Annotated in this window: 15 protein-coding genes, 1 tRNA gene and 1 riboswitch; of the genes, 6 read left to right on the top strand and 10 right to left on the bottom strand. The window is 67.9% G+C overall.

Annotation, left to right across the window (positions count from 1 at the left end; translation table 11 throughout):
• The first annotated feature begins 226 nt into the window (after window positions 1-226).
• The 3 genes from BKK79_RS16295 (at window position 227) to BKK79_RS16285 (ending at window position 1,558) form a co-directional block, all read left to right on the top strand.
• On the top strand, window positions 227-544 hold the full coding sequence (locus tag BKK79_RS16295; RefSeq protein ID WP_335582867.1) for a DUF883 family protein: 318 nt from the start codon (window positions 227-229) through the stop codon (window positions 542-544).
• Between the two features lie 145 nt (window positions 545-689).
• Window positions 690-1,070: a phage holin family protein gene (locus BKK79_RS16290; RefSeq protein WP_071014758.1), complete on the top strand. Its 381-nt coding sequence runs from the start codon at window positions 690-692 to the stop codon at window positions 1,068-1,070.
• Window positions 1,067-1,558, top strand: a complete 492-nt coding sequence (locus tag BKK79_RS16285) for a DUF3318 domain-containing protein (RefSeq protein WP_071014761.1) — start codon at window positions 1,067-1,069, stop codon at window positions 1,556-1,558. Before BKK79_RS16290 ends, BKK79_RS16285 begins: the two co-directional genes overlap by 4 nt.
• A gap of 143 nt (window positions 1,559-1,701) precedes the next feature.
• Here BKK79_RS16285 and BKK79_RS16280 read toward each other — a convergent pair.
• From BKK79_RS16280 to ybgC, 10 genes are all read right to left on the bottom strand, one after another.
• A tRNA-Lys gene (locus BKK79_RS16280) sits at window positions 1,702-1,777 on the bottom strand.
• Between the two features lie 90 nt (window positions 1,778-1,867).
• Window positions 1,868-2,983, bottom strand: a complete 1,116-nt coding sequence (locus tag BKK79_RS16275; RefSeq protein ID WP_071038074.1) for a YeeE/YedE family protein — start codon at window positions 2,981-2,983, stop codon at window positions 1,868-1,870.
• Window positions 2,984-3,039: 56 nt separating this feature from the next.
• On the bottom strand, window positions 3,040-3,723 hold the full coding sequence (gene queC / locus BKK79_RS16270; protein WP_071014766.1) for a 7-cyano-7-deazaguanine synthase QueC: 684 nt from the start codon (window positions 3,721-3,723) through the stop codon (window positions 3,040-3,042).
• 177 nt (window positions 3,724-3,900) lie between these two features.
• Entirely contained in the window at window positions 3,901-4,662 is a 762-nt protein-coding gene (gene ybgF / locus BKK79_RS16265) for a tol-pal system protein YbgF (protein ID WP_071014769.1), read from the bottom strand.
• Window positions 4,663-4,678: 16 nt separating this feature from the next.
• On the bottom strand, window positions 4,679-5,191 hold the full coding sequence (pal, locus tag BKK79_RS16260) for a peptidoglycan-associated lipoprotein Pal (protein ID WP_071014771.1): 513 nt from the start codon (window positions 5,189-5,191) through the stop codon (window positions 4,679-4,681).
• Between the two features lie 15 nt (window positions 5,192-5,206).
• The gene (gene tolB / locus BKK79_RS16255; protein ID WP_071014774.1) at window positions 5,207-6,487 is read right to left on the bottom strand and encodes a Tol-Pal system beta propeller repeat protein TolB; all 1,281 of its coding nucleotides are present in this window, start codon (window positions 6,485-6,487) and stop codon (window positions 5,207-5,209) included.
• 199 nt (window positions 6,488-6,686) lie between these two features.
• A complete protein-coding gene (tolA, locus tag BKK79_RS16250; protein ID WP_071038073.1) occupies window positions 6,687-7,856 on the bottom strand; it encodes a cell envelope integrity protein TolA in 1,170 nt (389 codons plus the stop codon).
• A gap of 56 nt (window positions 7,857-7,912) precedes the next feature.
• On the bottom strand, window positions 7,913-8,350 hold the full coding sequence (gene tolR, locus BKK79_RS16245; RefSeq protein ID WP_071014780.1) for a protein TolR: 438 nt from the start codon (window positions 8,348-8,350) through the stop codon (window positions 7,913-7,915).
• 21 nt (window positions 8,351-8,371) lie between these two features.
• Window positions 8,372-9,055 (bottom strand): protein TolQ, encoded by a 684-nt coding sequence (gene tolQ / locus BKK79_RS16240; RefSeq protein ID WP_071014782.1) that lies wholly within the window; start codon window positions 9,053-9,055, stop codon window positions 8,372-8,374.
• Window positions 9,052-9,456, bottom strand: coding sequence for a tol-pal system-associated acyl-CoA thioesterase (gene ybgC, locus BKK79_RS16235; RefSeq protein ID WP_071016533.1), 405 nt, complete (start codon window positions 9,454-9,456; stop codon window positions 9,052-9,054). Before ybgC ends, tolQ begins: the two co-directional genes overlap by 4 nt.
• Before the next feature lie 117 nt (window positions 9,457-9,573).
• A riboswitch (ZMP/ZTP riboswitch) is annotated at window positions 9,574-9,674 on the top strand.
• Between the two features lie 119 nt (window positions 9,675-9,793).
• Here ybgC and glyA point away from each other — a divergent pair.
• From glyA to BKK79_RS16220, 3 genes are all read left to right on the top strand, one after another.
• The gene (gene glyA, locus BKK79_RS16230; RefSeq protein ID WP_071014784.1) at window positions 9,794-11,041 is read left to right on the top strand and encodes a serine hydroxymethyltransferase; all 1,248 of its coding nucleotides are present in this window, start codon (window positions 9,794-9,796) and stop codon (window positions 11,039-11,041) included.
• 160 nt (window positions 11,042-11,201) lie between these two features.
• The gene (nrdR, locus tag BKK79_RS16225) at window positions 11,202-11,669 is read left to right on the top strand and encodes a transcriptional regulator NrdR (RefSeq protein WP_071014786.1); all 468 of its coding nucleotides are present in this window, start codon (window positions 11,202-11,204) and stop codon (window positions 11,667-11,669) included.
• 381 nt (window positions 11,670-12,050) lie between these two features.
• Window positions 12,051-12,590 (top strand): hypothetical protein, encoded by a 540-nt coding sequence (locus BKK79_RS16220; RefSeq protein WP_071038072.1) that lies wholly within the window; start codon window positions 12,051-12,053, stop codon window positions 12,588-12,590.
• Window positions 12,591-12,623: the final 33 nt, after the last annotated feature.

Genomic DNA, 12,623 nt, shown 5'->3' with positions numbered 1-12,623 from the left:
AAATCAGATGGGAACCAGCGTAGCCGGATTGCGATCCAACCCGAACGAATATAAAGTCACGACAAAATCACTCCAGCGCATAAGGGCATGTGTCAGCCATCTGCCACCGTGCTGCGCGCAGCACTGGGCCGTGACCCCGCATCGCGTGGTCTTGAAACCACGCCGGGGTGCCACATATGCTAGGAAGCACGCGAGAATCCGCCCAAGGCGGCGCGAGGCAGGCACAATGTCAATATCCGTACCAACCGCCCGCAAACAGGAGAAACTGATGAGCGATGTCAAGACCGTTTTGTCCGATGCCGAAGAACTGCTCAAGCAAGCGGCCTCGACCACTGGCGAAAAAGCTGCCGAGCTGCGTGAACGCGGCATGGGGCTGCTGAAGCAAGCGAAGGAAAAGGCGCAGGACCTGCAGGATGCCGTCGTCACCAAGAGCAAGGCTGCGGCCCGCGCCACCGACGACTACGTGCACGACCATCCCTGGCGCGCCGTGGGCGTGGCCGCCGGCGTCGGCCTGCTGATCGGCCTGCTGCTCAACCGCAAGTGATCACGCGCGGCCGCGGCGCGCCCCGGGCGGCGGCGGCCGCGGCTCGCCATCCACATGCCGACGGGCCTCGCCCGCGGCCCTTCCTGCCCGTGGCCGGCCGCGCCGGGTCCGGGCGCACGTAGCCACGCCCCATCCGCATGAGCGCATGAGCGAATCGCCCACCCCACCCAAATTCCTGGAGTCGCTGCGCAACCTGGCCGGCTCGGTCGTGGCCATGCTGCAGACGCGCCTGGAACTCGCCAGCGTCGAGCTGGCCGAGGAGCGCGCAAGATTGCTGCGGGTCGCCCTGCTCGCCTGTTTCGGCCTGGTCTTCTTCGGCCTGGCAATGGTGACGCTGACCGTGCTGATCGCGATCGTCTTCTGGGACACCTACCGCTGGCAGGCGCTCGGCGCACTGGTGCTGATCGACGGCGCCGCCTGTGCCGCCTGCCTGCTGGCGGCACGCAATATCGTGCGGCGTGCGCCGCCGCTGTTCGAGGCCACGCTGGCCGAGATCGACAAAGACCGCGAGGTGCTACGCCAATGAGCGCACCGGACCACAAGGCCGACACCGCCAGCAACACCGCAGCGGAGCGCCGGCCGCACGCCCGCCCGGTGCGCCTGTCGCGCGAAGCCAAGCTGCCGCTGGCGGTGCGCAAGGAACTCCTGCTCACCCGAGCCGCGCTCGAGCGCTATGACTTCTCCCAGGCCGTCAGCCAGGTGCGCGGCAGCACCGGACGACTGGCCCGCCTGCGCCACTGGCTGCCCGGCACCGGCAACGCGCCGACCGTGCTCAAGGTACTGGGCGTAGCGCGCGACCACCCGCTGCTGAGCTCGGCCGTCTCGCTGGCCCTGCCGCTGCTGCGCAAGACACCGCTGGCGCGCTGGGCCTGGAACCTGTCCAAGGTGGGCATGCTGGCCGGCGCCGGCTACCTGGCCTACCAGCGCTGGAGCGAAGGGCAGCAGGGCAATGCCGACGGCAGCCCGGCCCCGGAAACGCCGGCCGACGCGCCGGCTCCGGGCCGGCAACCCTGAGCGCAGGCGCAGGCGGTCGCCTGCCCTGCCGATGTGCGACGCGACGGTCCACCATTCGACGATCCGCGCGATTCGACGATCCGCTTCACCCGGCACCGCAAACAAAAAAGCCCGTGGCTTGCGCCACGGGCTTTTTGCAATTCTGGTGGGTCGTGCGTGACTCGAACACGCGACCAACGGATTAAAAGTCCGCTGCTCTACCGACTGAGCTAACGACCCGAAAAAACTGAAGCAGCGATTATAGTCATGCGCCCGGCGTACTGTCAACAGAAAGAGTCCGCCAACAACCATCGATCGATGACAGGCTGATTACACCATCCGTTCGAGGCGCCACATCTGGTAGCGGAACGCCAGCATCGCGCCGGCCAGGATGCCGGCCAGCGCGATGAAGGAGCCCAGCGCCAGCGTCGACACCCCTGACAGTCCCTGGCCGATGGTGCAACCCAGCGCGGTCACGCCGCCGGCGCCCATCAGCAGGCCGCCGACGATATGGTTGGCGACATCCTCGGCACCGGCGAAGCCTTCCCAGCGGAAGGTGCGCGTCGCCAGCGCGTAGGCCGCGGCGCCGGCGATCACGCCGAACACGCTGACGATGCCGACGGTCAGCACCTTGCTCTTGTCGCTGAACATCGTCAGCCAGTCCATCGTGTAGGCATAGGGCGCGACGAAGCTGAGGCTCTCCATGCGGCCGCTGTTGGTGCCGATGAACAGCTCCTCCAGGGTATTGGGATCCTCCGAAACATAGCCGAGGTGGCCGGACACGTACCACATGCCGACGATGATCAGGCCGACCGCGATGCCGCCCAGCAGGTTGTCAAAGGTGCGGAAGCCCTTGCCGGCCAGTGCCCACAGCGACAGCGCGCCCCCCAGCACCAGGCCCAGGCCGAGCTGCAGCGCACCGCGCGACAGCCCGCTGCCCTGCGCCAGCAGCGACGGCAGGTCCTGGGTCGTGGGCAGGGTGAGCGCCACCGCGTCCACGGTGTTGACGCGCACCACGCCGAACAGCCCGCGCAGCGTCATCAGCGCCGACAGGCCGAGGAAGACGAACACCACCAGCGACTTCAGGTTGCCGGCCCCGATGCGCACCAGCGTCTTGCTGCCGCAGCCGGAGGCCAGCACCATGCCGAAGCCGAACATCAGCCCGCCCGCCAGCGCCGACAGCCACGACAGCTTGCTGGCCGTGTAGATGGTCTTGGTCGGGTCGATCAGCCCGGCCGCGGCCAGCGCCCCGGTACCGATCATGGCGACGCCGATAGCCAGCGCCCACATGCGCATGCGGCTCCAGTCACCGATGTTGACCACGTCGGAGACCGCTCCCATGGTGCAGAAGTGTGTGCGCTGCAGGACGGCGCCGAACAGGAAGGTCAGGGCGAAGGTGCTCAGCAGCACCGTGTGCGTAAGCGCGGGGATGTCGATATCGGGCATTGGCGTGGGGGCGCGCGGAGGGTGGCAGCAGTAGGATCGGAGTCGCGGCGCCGGTCTCAGCCGGCCTGCTGGTAGCGGGTGGGATCGGGCACGCCAGCGGCCTCGAAGCCGGCGCGGCGGATGCGGCAGGAATCGCAGACGCCGCAGGCGCGGCCGTCGTCGTCCGCCTGGTAGCAGGACACCGTCAGGCCGTAGTCGACGCCCAGGCGGATGCCCTCGCGGATGATGTCGGCCTTGCTCATGTCGATGATGGGGGCGTGCACATGGATACGCTGCCCCTCCACGCCGGCCTTGGTGGCAAGGTTGGCGAGCGTCTCGTAGGCCGCCACGTACTCGGGCCGGCAGTCCGGATAGCCGGAGTAATCGACCGCGTTGGCGCCGAAGAACAGGTCACGCCCGCCCACCGCCTCGGCCCAGCCGAGCGCGAGCGACAGCATGATGGTGTTGCGTGCCGGCACGTAGGTCACGGGAATGCCCTCGCTGGCGCCATCGGTCGGCACGGCCAGCGCGTCGTCGGTCAGCGCGGAACCGCCGAAGCGGCGCAGGTCCAGGTCGATGATCTCGTGGCGCTTGGCGCCGAGCGCGGCGGCCACCCGCTTGGCCGCCTCCAGTTCGGAGGAGTGGCGCTGGCCGTAGCGCATCGACAGGGCATAGGTCTCGAATCCCTGGTCGCGTGCCATGGCGAGCACGGTGGCGGAGTCCAGGCCGCCGGAAAGCAGGACGATGGCGCGTTGGGTCATGATGGTTGCGCGGCGCTGGGCACGCCGGTTAGGGAAATTGGGGTAACCGGGTATTTTAGCCTGCCTCGGCGGGGCCGGCCCCTGCCCCGCACGGCAACGCCTGCCCAAGAAAAAAGCCCGCGCACGGCGCGGGCTGTCCAGCTTGTCCAACTGCGGGCGGCCACCGCCGCCACACGGTTACTTCAGCGTCTTCAGACGGTTGCTGGCCACCTGCGCTCCTTCGGTGCCCGGGTACTTGGCCACCACCAGCTCCAGCGTCTTGCGCCCGGCGGCTTTCTGGCCGGACTCGATCTGGTCGTTGGCGATGACGATCAGGGCATCCGGTGCCTTGGGATGCGAAGGATTGTCCTGCACCATGTTCTGCAGCACGCTGATGGAACCGCGGTAGTCGCGCTGCGCATACAGCGAGTTGCCCAGCCAGTACTGCGCCAGCGGCAGGTAAGGACTCTGCGGATACTTCTTGGCGAAAGCGGCGAAGGCCTGGCCGGCCCCCTTGAAGTCGCCGCCCTGGAAACGCTGCAGCGCCGCGTCGTATTCCGGCTTCTCGGTCGGCTGCGACAGCCCTTCCCTGCCGTCAACCGTCACCTGCTGCGGCTCGAACTTCTTCAGCCGTGCATCCAGGTCCGCATAGTAGTCCTTCTGCTGCTTCTGCAGCGTCTCCAACTGGTTCTGCAAGACCTCATTCTGCCCGCGCAGCCGCGCCACTTCCTGGCGCAGGCTCTCGAGCTGGTTCTGCATGTCGAGCTGGACGCGGCTGTTCTGGTCGATGCGCTGCGAAGCCGTGGCCTGGAAGGCGTTGAACTGGTCGCGCATGGTGACGATGGCGCGGCGCGCCTCGTCATCGTCGAACACGCCGGCGTGCGCCGGGCCCGTGGCGCACAACAGGCCGGCACAGGACAGCGCGGCCAGGCAGGACAGTTTGGAGACGCGTGCATTCATGGCGTGGATCGTCCGATCAGTAGACGATGTCCGCGCGGCGGTTTTCCGCCCACGAGGCTTCGTCGTGGCCGGTCGCCTTCGGCTTCTCCTTGCCCAGGCTGACCGATTCCATCTGGCTGTCGGGCACGCCCAGCGAGCTCAGCGAGCGCAGCACCGCTTCGGCGCGCTTCTGGCCCAGCGCGAGGTTGTACTCGCTGGTGCCGCGTTCGTCGGTGTTGCCCTGGATCAGGATCTTGCGGTCACGATGGGCCGCCAGGTACTTGGCATGCTCGGTCAGCGTGCCCTGGTACTCCGGCTTGACCGAGTAGCTGTCGAAATCGAAGTAGACGCTGCGCTTGGCCAGCGGGCTGTTCGGGTCGTTCAGCGCGTCGCGCGAGACGTCGACCGGCGCCACGGCGCGCGCGTCGGTGGTCGCACCGCCCTTGCCGGCGCCGGCGTTGGCGGTGTCATCGAGCTTGACACCCGAGCTGCAGGCGCCGAGCGCCAGCAGCGCGGCGACGGCAAGGGTCTTGGTCATCAGTTGGGACATGGCAGAACACTCCTGTTATTGCATGAATGGGCCCCAGGACGGCTCACGGACTTCGCCGGACTGGAGGGACAGAACCTGGCGGGTACGCCCGTCAGTGGACACCGCCGCCAGCACCGAGCGACCGCCGACTCGGGTGGCGTAGAGAATGTACTTGCCGTTGGCGGCGAAGCTCGGCGCCTCGTCGTTGCCGGTGTCGGTGAGCGAGGTCACGTCGCCCGTGCCGAGATCCAGCAGCTGCAGTTTGAAGCCGCCTGCGCGCGTGATGTAGGCCAGTTGCTTGCCGTCCGGCGAGATGCGCGGGCTGACGTTGTAGCTGCCCTTGAAGGTGACGCGCTGGGCCGCCCCGCTCGATTCGCCATCGGCAGGCATGCGATAGATCTGCGGGCCGCCGCCGCGGTCGCTGGTGAAGTAGATGCTGCGGCCGTCCGGCGAGTACATCGGCTCGGTGTCGATGGCGCTGCTGCGGCTCAGGCGCTTGAGTCCGGTGCCATCCGCGTTGACCTGGTAGACCTGGGTATTGCCGTCGCGCGACAGCGCCACGGCCAGGTGCTGGCCGTCCGGCGACCACGCCGGCGCGCTGTTGTTGCCCTTGAAGTCCGCCACCTTGGAGCGGCGGCCCGTGGCCAGGTCATGCACATAGACCACCGGCTTGCGCGACTCGAAGGAAACGTAGGCGACACGGCGGCCGTCGGGCGACCACGAGGGCGAGATGATCGGTTCGATACTGGTCAGCGCCACCTGCGGGCTCTGCCCGTCGGAGTCGGAGATCAGCAGCTGGTAGCGGTTGCCGACGCGCGAAACATAGGACAGCCGCGTGGCGAAGATGCCGCGTTCGCCCAGCAGCTTCTCATAGATGTAGTCGGCGATCTTGTGCGCGGTGACACGCAGCTGGCCCTGGTTGACGTTGAAGACGAGCCCGCCCAGGCTCTGCCCCTTGACGGTGTCGTAGAGGCGGAAGCGCACATCGTACTGGCCGCCGCCGGTGGGGGTCACGGTACCGGCGACGAAGGCATCGGCACCGCGCGTCTTCCAGCTGCCCAGGTCCACCTGCGCCGATTCGGCGACGGTGGCGCCGGACGGATCGACATTGCGGATGCGGCCGCTGCGCTGCAGGTCGGAACGGATGATGGCGGTCAGGCTCAACGGCGCCTGCGCCTCGCCCTGGAAGTTGGCGGTGGCCACCGGGAACTGGCTGGAGCCAACCCCGCTGATTTCGACATTGAGCTGCGCCTGTGCGCCACCGGCGGTGAACGCCAGCGTCACGGACAGCAGGATGGGGGCCCAGAGCTTTCGCATGCTGCTCCTCAATCAAGATCTAGATTCATGGGGCGCGGCCGGCGGGCGGCACGGCGCGGCGTAGCGCGCACCACGCGGGCATCGATATACCGCATGCTCGCGTTGGGCTGCGTCAGGCAACCCGAAATGGTAGCGATGGGACAGACCCCCGATATTGATAGTTGCACAAAGTTGCAAATCATAGGGGGCCGTGTCTGCCTCAGTCCTTGGGACGGAAAGTGATGGTGAAGTTGCCCGGCGCCTTGCCGTTCTCATCGCGCGGCAACGGGTCCGAACGCTCGACCGCGCGCAGCACGGCGTTGTCCCAGGCGGCATTGCCGCTCGACTTGCTGAGGCGGGCCGACATCAGCGAACCATCCGGCGCCAGTTGCACCGTCACCACGGCGGCCGGGTTGCCGGCGACGTCTTCGGTGAAGATGATGTTCGGCTTGACGCGGCGGCGCACGCGATCCGCATAGCCCGGCGAGGCCTTGCCGCCACTGCCGGCACCGGAGCCGGCCTGGCTGCCGACCCCGCCTCCGCCAGCGCCGCCGCCACCGGCCGCCATGGCCTGCAGGCGTGCCAGCTCGCCGCGGCGCTGGGCGTTGGCGGCCGCCTCGGCCTTGGCCTTGGCCTCGGCGTCGGCCTTTGCCTTGGCCTTGGCTTCGGCATCCGCCTTGGCCTTCGCTTCTGCCTTGGCCTCTGCCTTGGCCTTGGCATCCGCCTTGGCCTTGGCATCGGCTTCCGCCCGGGCCTTCGCTTCCGCGTCGGCCTTCGCCTTGGCGTCCGCCTCCTTGCGCTGCTGTTCCTTCAGCTGTTGCTGCTTGAGCTGCTGCTCTTTCAGCTGCTGCTCTTTCAGCTGCTGCTCTTTCAGCTGCTGCGCCCTGAGCTGCTGTTCCTTGAGCTGCTCCTTGCGCTGCTGCTCCTGCTGGGCCGCGAGCTGGGCCGCCTGCTGGGCCGCCTTGCGGCGTTCGTCTTCCTTGCGCTGGGCCGCCTGGCGCTCGGCCTCCTCGCGCGCCTGGCGCTCGCGCCGTTCCGCCTGCTTGCGCGCCTCTTCGCGCGCCGCGGCCTCGGCCTGCCGGCGCTTGAGCTGCTGCAGGGCGATGTCGGCCTCTTCCTCGGCCTGCTGGCGTGCCGACGGCGCGGGCGCAACCGGCGCAGGCTGCGTGACGGGCTGCGGGGGTGGCGGTGCCGGCGTGGGTGCGGGAGCGGGCGCCAGGTCGGCGGCCGTCCACAATTCGGCCTCGGAGCCGACCGGGGTGCTGCTCTGCCAGTGCACGCCGTAGTACAGCACCAGCCCCAGCAGCAGGTGCATCAGCAGGGCCAGCAGGAAGGAACGCAGGGTCCCCTTCTCGCGCACCGGCTGGTATGGATAGGCGGCCTTCTTCATCGACGCTTCGACACTCGCGGCAGGCGGGTTACGTTAGTGGGTCCCGGCGGGACGCCTTACTTGGACTTCACCATCAGGCCGACACGCTTGACGCCATCCGCCTTCAGCTCGGACATCACGTCCAGCACCGCCTCGTAGCGTACCGAGCGGTCGGCGGCGATCACCACCGGCTGGTCGGGATTCTCTTCCTGGCGCTGGTTGACGAAGGCGATCAGGCCGGCCTTGTCGAGCTTGCGGTCGAAGGCCTTGCCGGCACTGTCCTGGCCGCGCGCGCTCAACGCACCGTCCTCGTGCACGGTGACGACGATGGGCGGCGTCTTCTGCTGCGGGGTGGCGTTGGCCACCGTGGGCAGGTCGACCACGGCAGGGCTCACGATCGGCGCGGCCACCATGAAGATGACGAGCAGCACGAGCATCACGTCGATGTACGGCACGACGTTGATCTCGGCACTGGCGCGGCGGCGCGAGCCGCCGCGACGCTGGATGGCTGCCATAGCTTGGCTCCTTGCTGGCGATCAGCGCGTCTGGCGCTGCAGGATGTTCAGGAACTCTTCCATGAAGCTCTCGAAACGGATTGCCAGCCGATCGATCTCGGTCGCATAACGGTTGTAGGCGATCACCGCGGGAATGGCGGCAAACAGGCCGATGGCCGTGGCCACCAGCGCTTCGGCGATGCCGGGCGCCACCGAGGCCAGGGTGGCCTGCTGCACATTGGACAGGCCGCGGAAGGCGTTCATGATGCCCCACACGGTGCCGAACAGGCCGATATAGGGGCTGACCGAGCCGACCGAGGCCAGGAAGGGAAGATGCGATTCCAGCACATCCATCTCGCGCTGGTAGGCCGCGCGCATGGCGCGGCGGGCAGCGTCGAGCAGCGCTCCGGCGTCGTTGCTGCGCTCGCGCGCCTTCAGGAATTCACCCATGCCGGACTCGAAGATGCGTTCCAGCGCCCCGGTGTTGTGGCGGTTGTTGACCGCGCTGTTATACAGCGCCTGCAGGTCGCCGCCGGCCCAGAAATCGCGCTCGAAGCCTTCGGTCTGGCTGCGCGCGGCGCGCAGCGCCATGTGCTTGCGGAAGATGTAGGTCCACGAGAACAGGGACATCACCAGCAGCAGCGCCATGACGGCCTGCGCCAGCAGGCTGGCATGCAGCACCAGCGAAACGATGGACAGGTCTTGCGAGACGGTCACGGGATTCATCGGGCGGTCTTGATAGTTGCGAGGACGGGGGCGGGGATGGGGGCGGGTCGAAATGTGGACTTATCTACACAGCCGACCCGGATGGCGCCGGTCGCCAGCTGCTGCTCCCCGCGCCACGCTTCTTGGGCGAATTGGACCGAGGCCGGCCCGACCCGTTCAATCCGGGTCCGGATCTCGATCTGGTCGTCCAGGCGGGCGGGCGCATTGTATTCCACCGCCGTGCTCCTGACGACGAAGACCACGCCGGCCTCGTCGGACAGGGCCTGCTGGCCGATGCCGAGCGACCGCAGCCATTCGGTGCGGGCGCGTTCGAAGAATTTCAGGTAGTTGGCGTAGAACACTACGCCGCCCGCGTCGGTATCTTCCCAATACACGCGCAGGGTCCAGACAAAGTTCGTCATGGCCGCGATTGTAGCGGAGCCGTGCGCGACATTGACGTAAACCCTTGGCCTGCCCGCCACAGCCATGCCGCGCCGCTTGCGGCCGGCCCGAGGCTCGCGTAGACTCGCGCCAACCATTCCATCTTGCGCGACTGGCGAAGTCAGTGGGCACTACCACGAGGAAGCGCAAGTTCTCTGGCGTGAAGTTCAGACGCCTGCCGCTCGCCTGGGCAGCGAATGGGAAGCAGGGTGCGCCCTGCGCCGGCCGCAACCAGGCCGGTGCAGGTCGCATGTGCCTTCCCCCGCGCGCCCTACCCCCGAAGCCAAGTCGGATCCCCTTTTCAAGACGAATCCCGCCATGTTCGAACGCAGCCGCTATACGATCGACCAGATCGATCCGGAACTCTTCGCCGCCATCCAGAAGGAAGACCAGCGCCAGGAAGATCACATCGAGCTGATCGCCTCGGAAAACTACACCTCGCCGGCCGTGATGGCCGCGCAGGGCTCGCAGCTGACCAACAAGTACGCCGAGGGCTATCCCGGCAAGCGCTACTACGGCGGCTGCGAGTACGTCGACGTCGTCGAGCAACTGGCGATCGACCGCGTCAAGCAACTGTTTGGCGCCGAAGCCGCCAACGTGCAGCCGAATTCCGGCTCGCAGGCCAACCAGGGCGTGTTCTTCGCCGTGCTGAAGCCGGGCGACACCATCATGGGCATGAGCCTGGCCGAAGGCGGTCACCTGACCCACGGCATGGCCCTCAATATGAGCGGCAAGTGGTTCAACGTGGTCAGCTACGGCCTGAACGCCCAGGAAGACATCGACTACGACGCACTGGAAAAACTGGCCCAGGAAAAGAAGCCCAAGCTGATCATCGCCGGCGCGTCCGCCTTCGCCCTGCGCATCGACTTCGAGCGCATCGCCCGCGTGGCCAAGTCCATCGGCGCCTACTTCATGGTCGACATGGCCCACTACGCCGGCCTGATCGCCGCCGGCGTCTATCCGAACCCGGTGCCGCATGCCGACTTCGTCACCACCACCACGCACAAGAGCCTGCGCGGCCCGCGCGGCGGCGTGATCCTGATGAAGGCCGAGCACGAGAAGGCCATCAACTCGGCCATCTTCCCCGGCATCCAGGGCGGCCCGCTGATGCACGTGATCGCCGGCAAGGCCGTGGCCTTCAAGGAAGCACTGGCGCCCGAGTTCAAGGCCTACCAGCAACAGGTGGTGAAGAACGCCGCTGTGCTGGCCGAGACCCTGATCGCGCGCGGCCTGCGCATCGTCTCCGGCCGCACCGAGAGCCACGTGATGCTGGTCGACCTGCGCGCCAAGCAGATCACCGGCAAGGAAGCCGAGAAGATCCTCGGCGACGCGCACATCACCGTCAACAAGAACGCCATCCCCAACGACCCGGAAAAGCCCTTCGTCACCTCGGGCATCCGCCTGGGCTCGCCGGCCATGACCACCCGCGGCTTCAAGGAAGAAGAAGCCCGCCAGGTCGCCAACCTGATCGCCGACGTGCTGGACAACCCGCACGACGAGGCCAATATCGCGCGCGTGCGCGAGCAGGTCGCCGCGCTGACCAAGCGCTTCCCGGTCTACGGTTGAGGCATTAAGACCGCCTGCCCCGCCGCCCGCCCGGGCGGTGCCAGGCTCGGGCATGCCGGCAGCCGGCATGCCCGCCCGCCCCCTCGTCAAGGCGGGCGCGCCATGACAGAATCACAATACGGCCGGCGCAGCCGCTCCATACATCCCAAGGTGGTCAGGCATGAAATGTCCCTTCTGCGGTCATTCCAACACGCAGGTGCTTGACACCCGCATGTCCGAAGAGGGCGACACCGTGCGCCGCCGCCGGCGCTGCGAATCCTGCGACCGCCGCTTCACCACCTACGAGCGCATCGAACTGTTCTTCCCCGCCATCGTCAAGAAGAACGGCTCGCGCGAGGACTACGTCCGCGCCAAGCTCAAGGACTCCATGCGCACCGCGCTGCGCAAGCGCCCGGTCTCGGCCGAGGCCATCGACGATGCCATCACCCGCATCGAGGAAAAACTGCTGTCGCTGGGCCAGAAGGAACTGCTCAGCAGCCAGGTCGGCGAACTGGTGATGCGCGAGCTGCGCAAGCTGGACAAGATCGCCTACATCCGCTTTGCCTCGGTCTACCGGAGCTTCGAGGACGTGTCGGAATTCCGCGAAGTGCTGGAAGAGATTTCCGCCAGCCCGGCCCGCAAGGCCTGAGCGCCGCCTCCCTTCAATCCTTTCGCTTCACGCTTCTGACTGCCGTCGCCAGCGCCGGCTCGTGGCTGGTGTTGATGCTTCAGCCCGGCAGGCTGGCGTCGGCGCAGGTGTTGACCTCGTGCCCGCGCTGACGCAGTTGCGGTTCACGCCATGCGTGACATGGGAGTAGCTGCCGGCGCTGCCCAGGTTCTTGAAGTGGCGGATGCCGGGTAGTGTACCGGCCGACCCGGGGCAGGTCTTGCCGGCATGCCTCCATCGCATCCTGGTCCTCGGCGACAGGCCGGCGGGCGCAACATGATGACGCCAACTCGTGACAGGCCGACACGTCGGTCCGGCAGCCAGTCCCTATGCTGACCGGTAACCAGATCGACGGAGGCTGCCATGCCAGGTCCTGCTCCCATCCGCACCCACTGTCCCGGCGGCACCGACGGCGCCGGCCATCGCTATCGCCCCATCCGCAGCGGCCGGGCAGGCCTGTTCCGGCGCAGCGGGATGGCCGGCCGCCGCGGCCGTCGCCACCTGGTGCCCCCAGCGCACCCCGGCGCGCATGCGCGCCGCTTGCCATGCCGCCGGCACCCACGCAAGCGGCCCGGATACGTCCTGACTGAAAGCCTGGCTGCGCTTGCCCTGGCCATCATGGCCATGCTGCCGCTCGCCGGGCTCTCGCCGCATGCACTGCAGGCCTTGCGCCATGCCGAGGCCTTCGGCGCCGCCACCCGCGCCGCGGTCGAGCTGATCGAAGCCGACGCGCCGGAGCGGGCACTCCCCCCGCTCCAGGGCGCGGGCGTACTGGCGCTGCGCTCCTGCGACCGCCTCGACAGCCTCGGCTGCGCTGCCGGGCGCCGGCTGGCGGTCGCGCGGCTGGCCCGCGCCGGCCTGGCGCCGCAGGATATGGCGCTCGTGCTGTGGAGCCGCCCGTGACCGGCGGCGCCCGCCGAAACTCCCAAGCCAGGT

It is taken from the genome of Cupriavidus sp. USMAA2-4 (genome assembly GCF_001854305.1).
In the GTDB taxonomy this organism is placed as follows: domain Bacteria; phylum Pseudomonadota; class Gammaproteobacteria; order Burkholderiales; family Burkholderiaceae; genus Cupriavidus; species Cupriavidus malaysiensis.
Note: the sequence above shows the minus strand (reverse complement) of the source record. Positions and strands in the feature narration are given on the sequence as shown.

Excerpts from the sequence above, each read along its gene's own strand:
- BKK79_RS16220 (WP_071038072.1), top strand. The coding sequence starts at position 12,051 with ATGCCAGGTCCTGCTCCCATCCGCACCCACTGTCCCGGCGGCACCGAC.
- ybgF (WP_071014769.1), bottom strand. The coding sequence starts at position 4,662 with ATGAATGCACGCGTCTCCAAACTGTCCTGCCTGGCCGCGCTGTCCTGT.
- BKK79_RS16295 (WP_335582867.1), top strand. The coding sequence starts at position 227 with ATGTCAATATCCGTACCAACCGCCCGCAAACAGGAGAAACTGATGAGC.
- pal (WP_071014771.1), bottom strand. The coding sequence starts at position 5,191 with ATGTCCCAACTGATGACCAAGACCCTTGCCGTCGCCGCGCTGCTGGCG.
- BKK79_RS16290 (WP_071014758.1), top strand. The coding sequence starts at position 690 with ATGAGCGAATCGCCCACCCCACCCAAATTCCTGGAGTCGCTGCGCAAC.
- BKK79_RS16285 (WP_071014761.1), top strand. The coding sequence starts at position 1,067 with ATGAGCGCACCGGACCACAAGGCCGACACCGCCAGCAACACCGCAGCG.
- tolQ (WP_071014782.1), bottom strand. The coding sequence starts at position 9,055 with ATGAATCCCGTGACCGTCTCGCAAGACCTGTCCATCGTTTCGCTGGTG.
- tolA (WP_071038073.1), bottom strand. The coding sequence starts at position 7,856 with ATGAAGAAGGCCGCCTATCCATACCAGCCGGTGCGCGAGAAGGGGACC.
- glyA (WP_071014784.1), top strand. The coding sequence starts at position 9,794 with ATGTTCGAACGCAGCCGCTATACGATCGACCAGATCGATCCGGAACTC.
- nrdR (WP_071014786.1), top strand. The coding sequence starts at position 11,202 with ATGAAATGTCCCTTCTGCGGTCATTCCAACACGCAGGTGCTTGACACC.
- queC (WP_071014766.1), bottom strand. The coding sequence starts at position 3,723 with ATGACCCAACGCGCCATCGTCCTGCTTTCCGGCGGCCTGGACTCCGCC.
- BKK79_RS16275 (WP_071038074.1), bottom strand. The coding sequence starts at position 2,983 with ATGCCCGATATCGACATCCCCGCGCTTACGCACACGGTGCTGCTGAGC.
- tolB (WP_071014774.1), bottom strand. The coding sequence starts at position 6,487 with ATGCGAAAGCTCTGGGCCCCCATCCTGCTGTCCGTGACGCTGGCGTTC.
- ybgC (WP_071016533.1), bottom strand. The coding sequence starts at position 9,456 with ATGACGAACTTTGTCTGGACCCTGCGCGTGTATTGGGAAGATACCGAC.
- tolR (WP_071014780.1), bottom strand. The coding sequence starts at position 8,350 with ATGGCAGCCATCCAGCGTCGCGGCGGCTCGCGCCGCCGCGCCAGTGCC.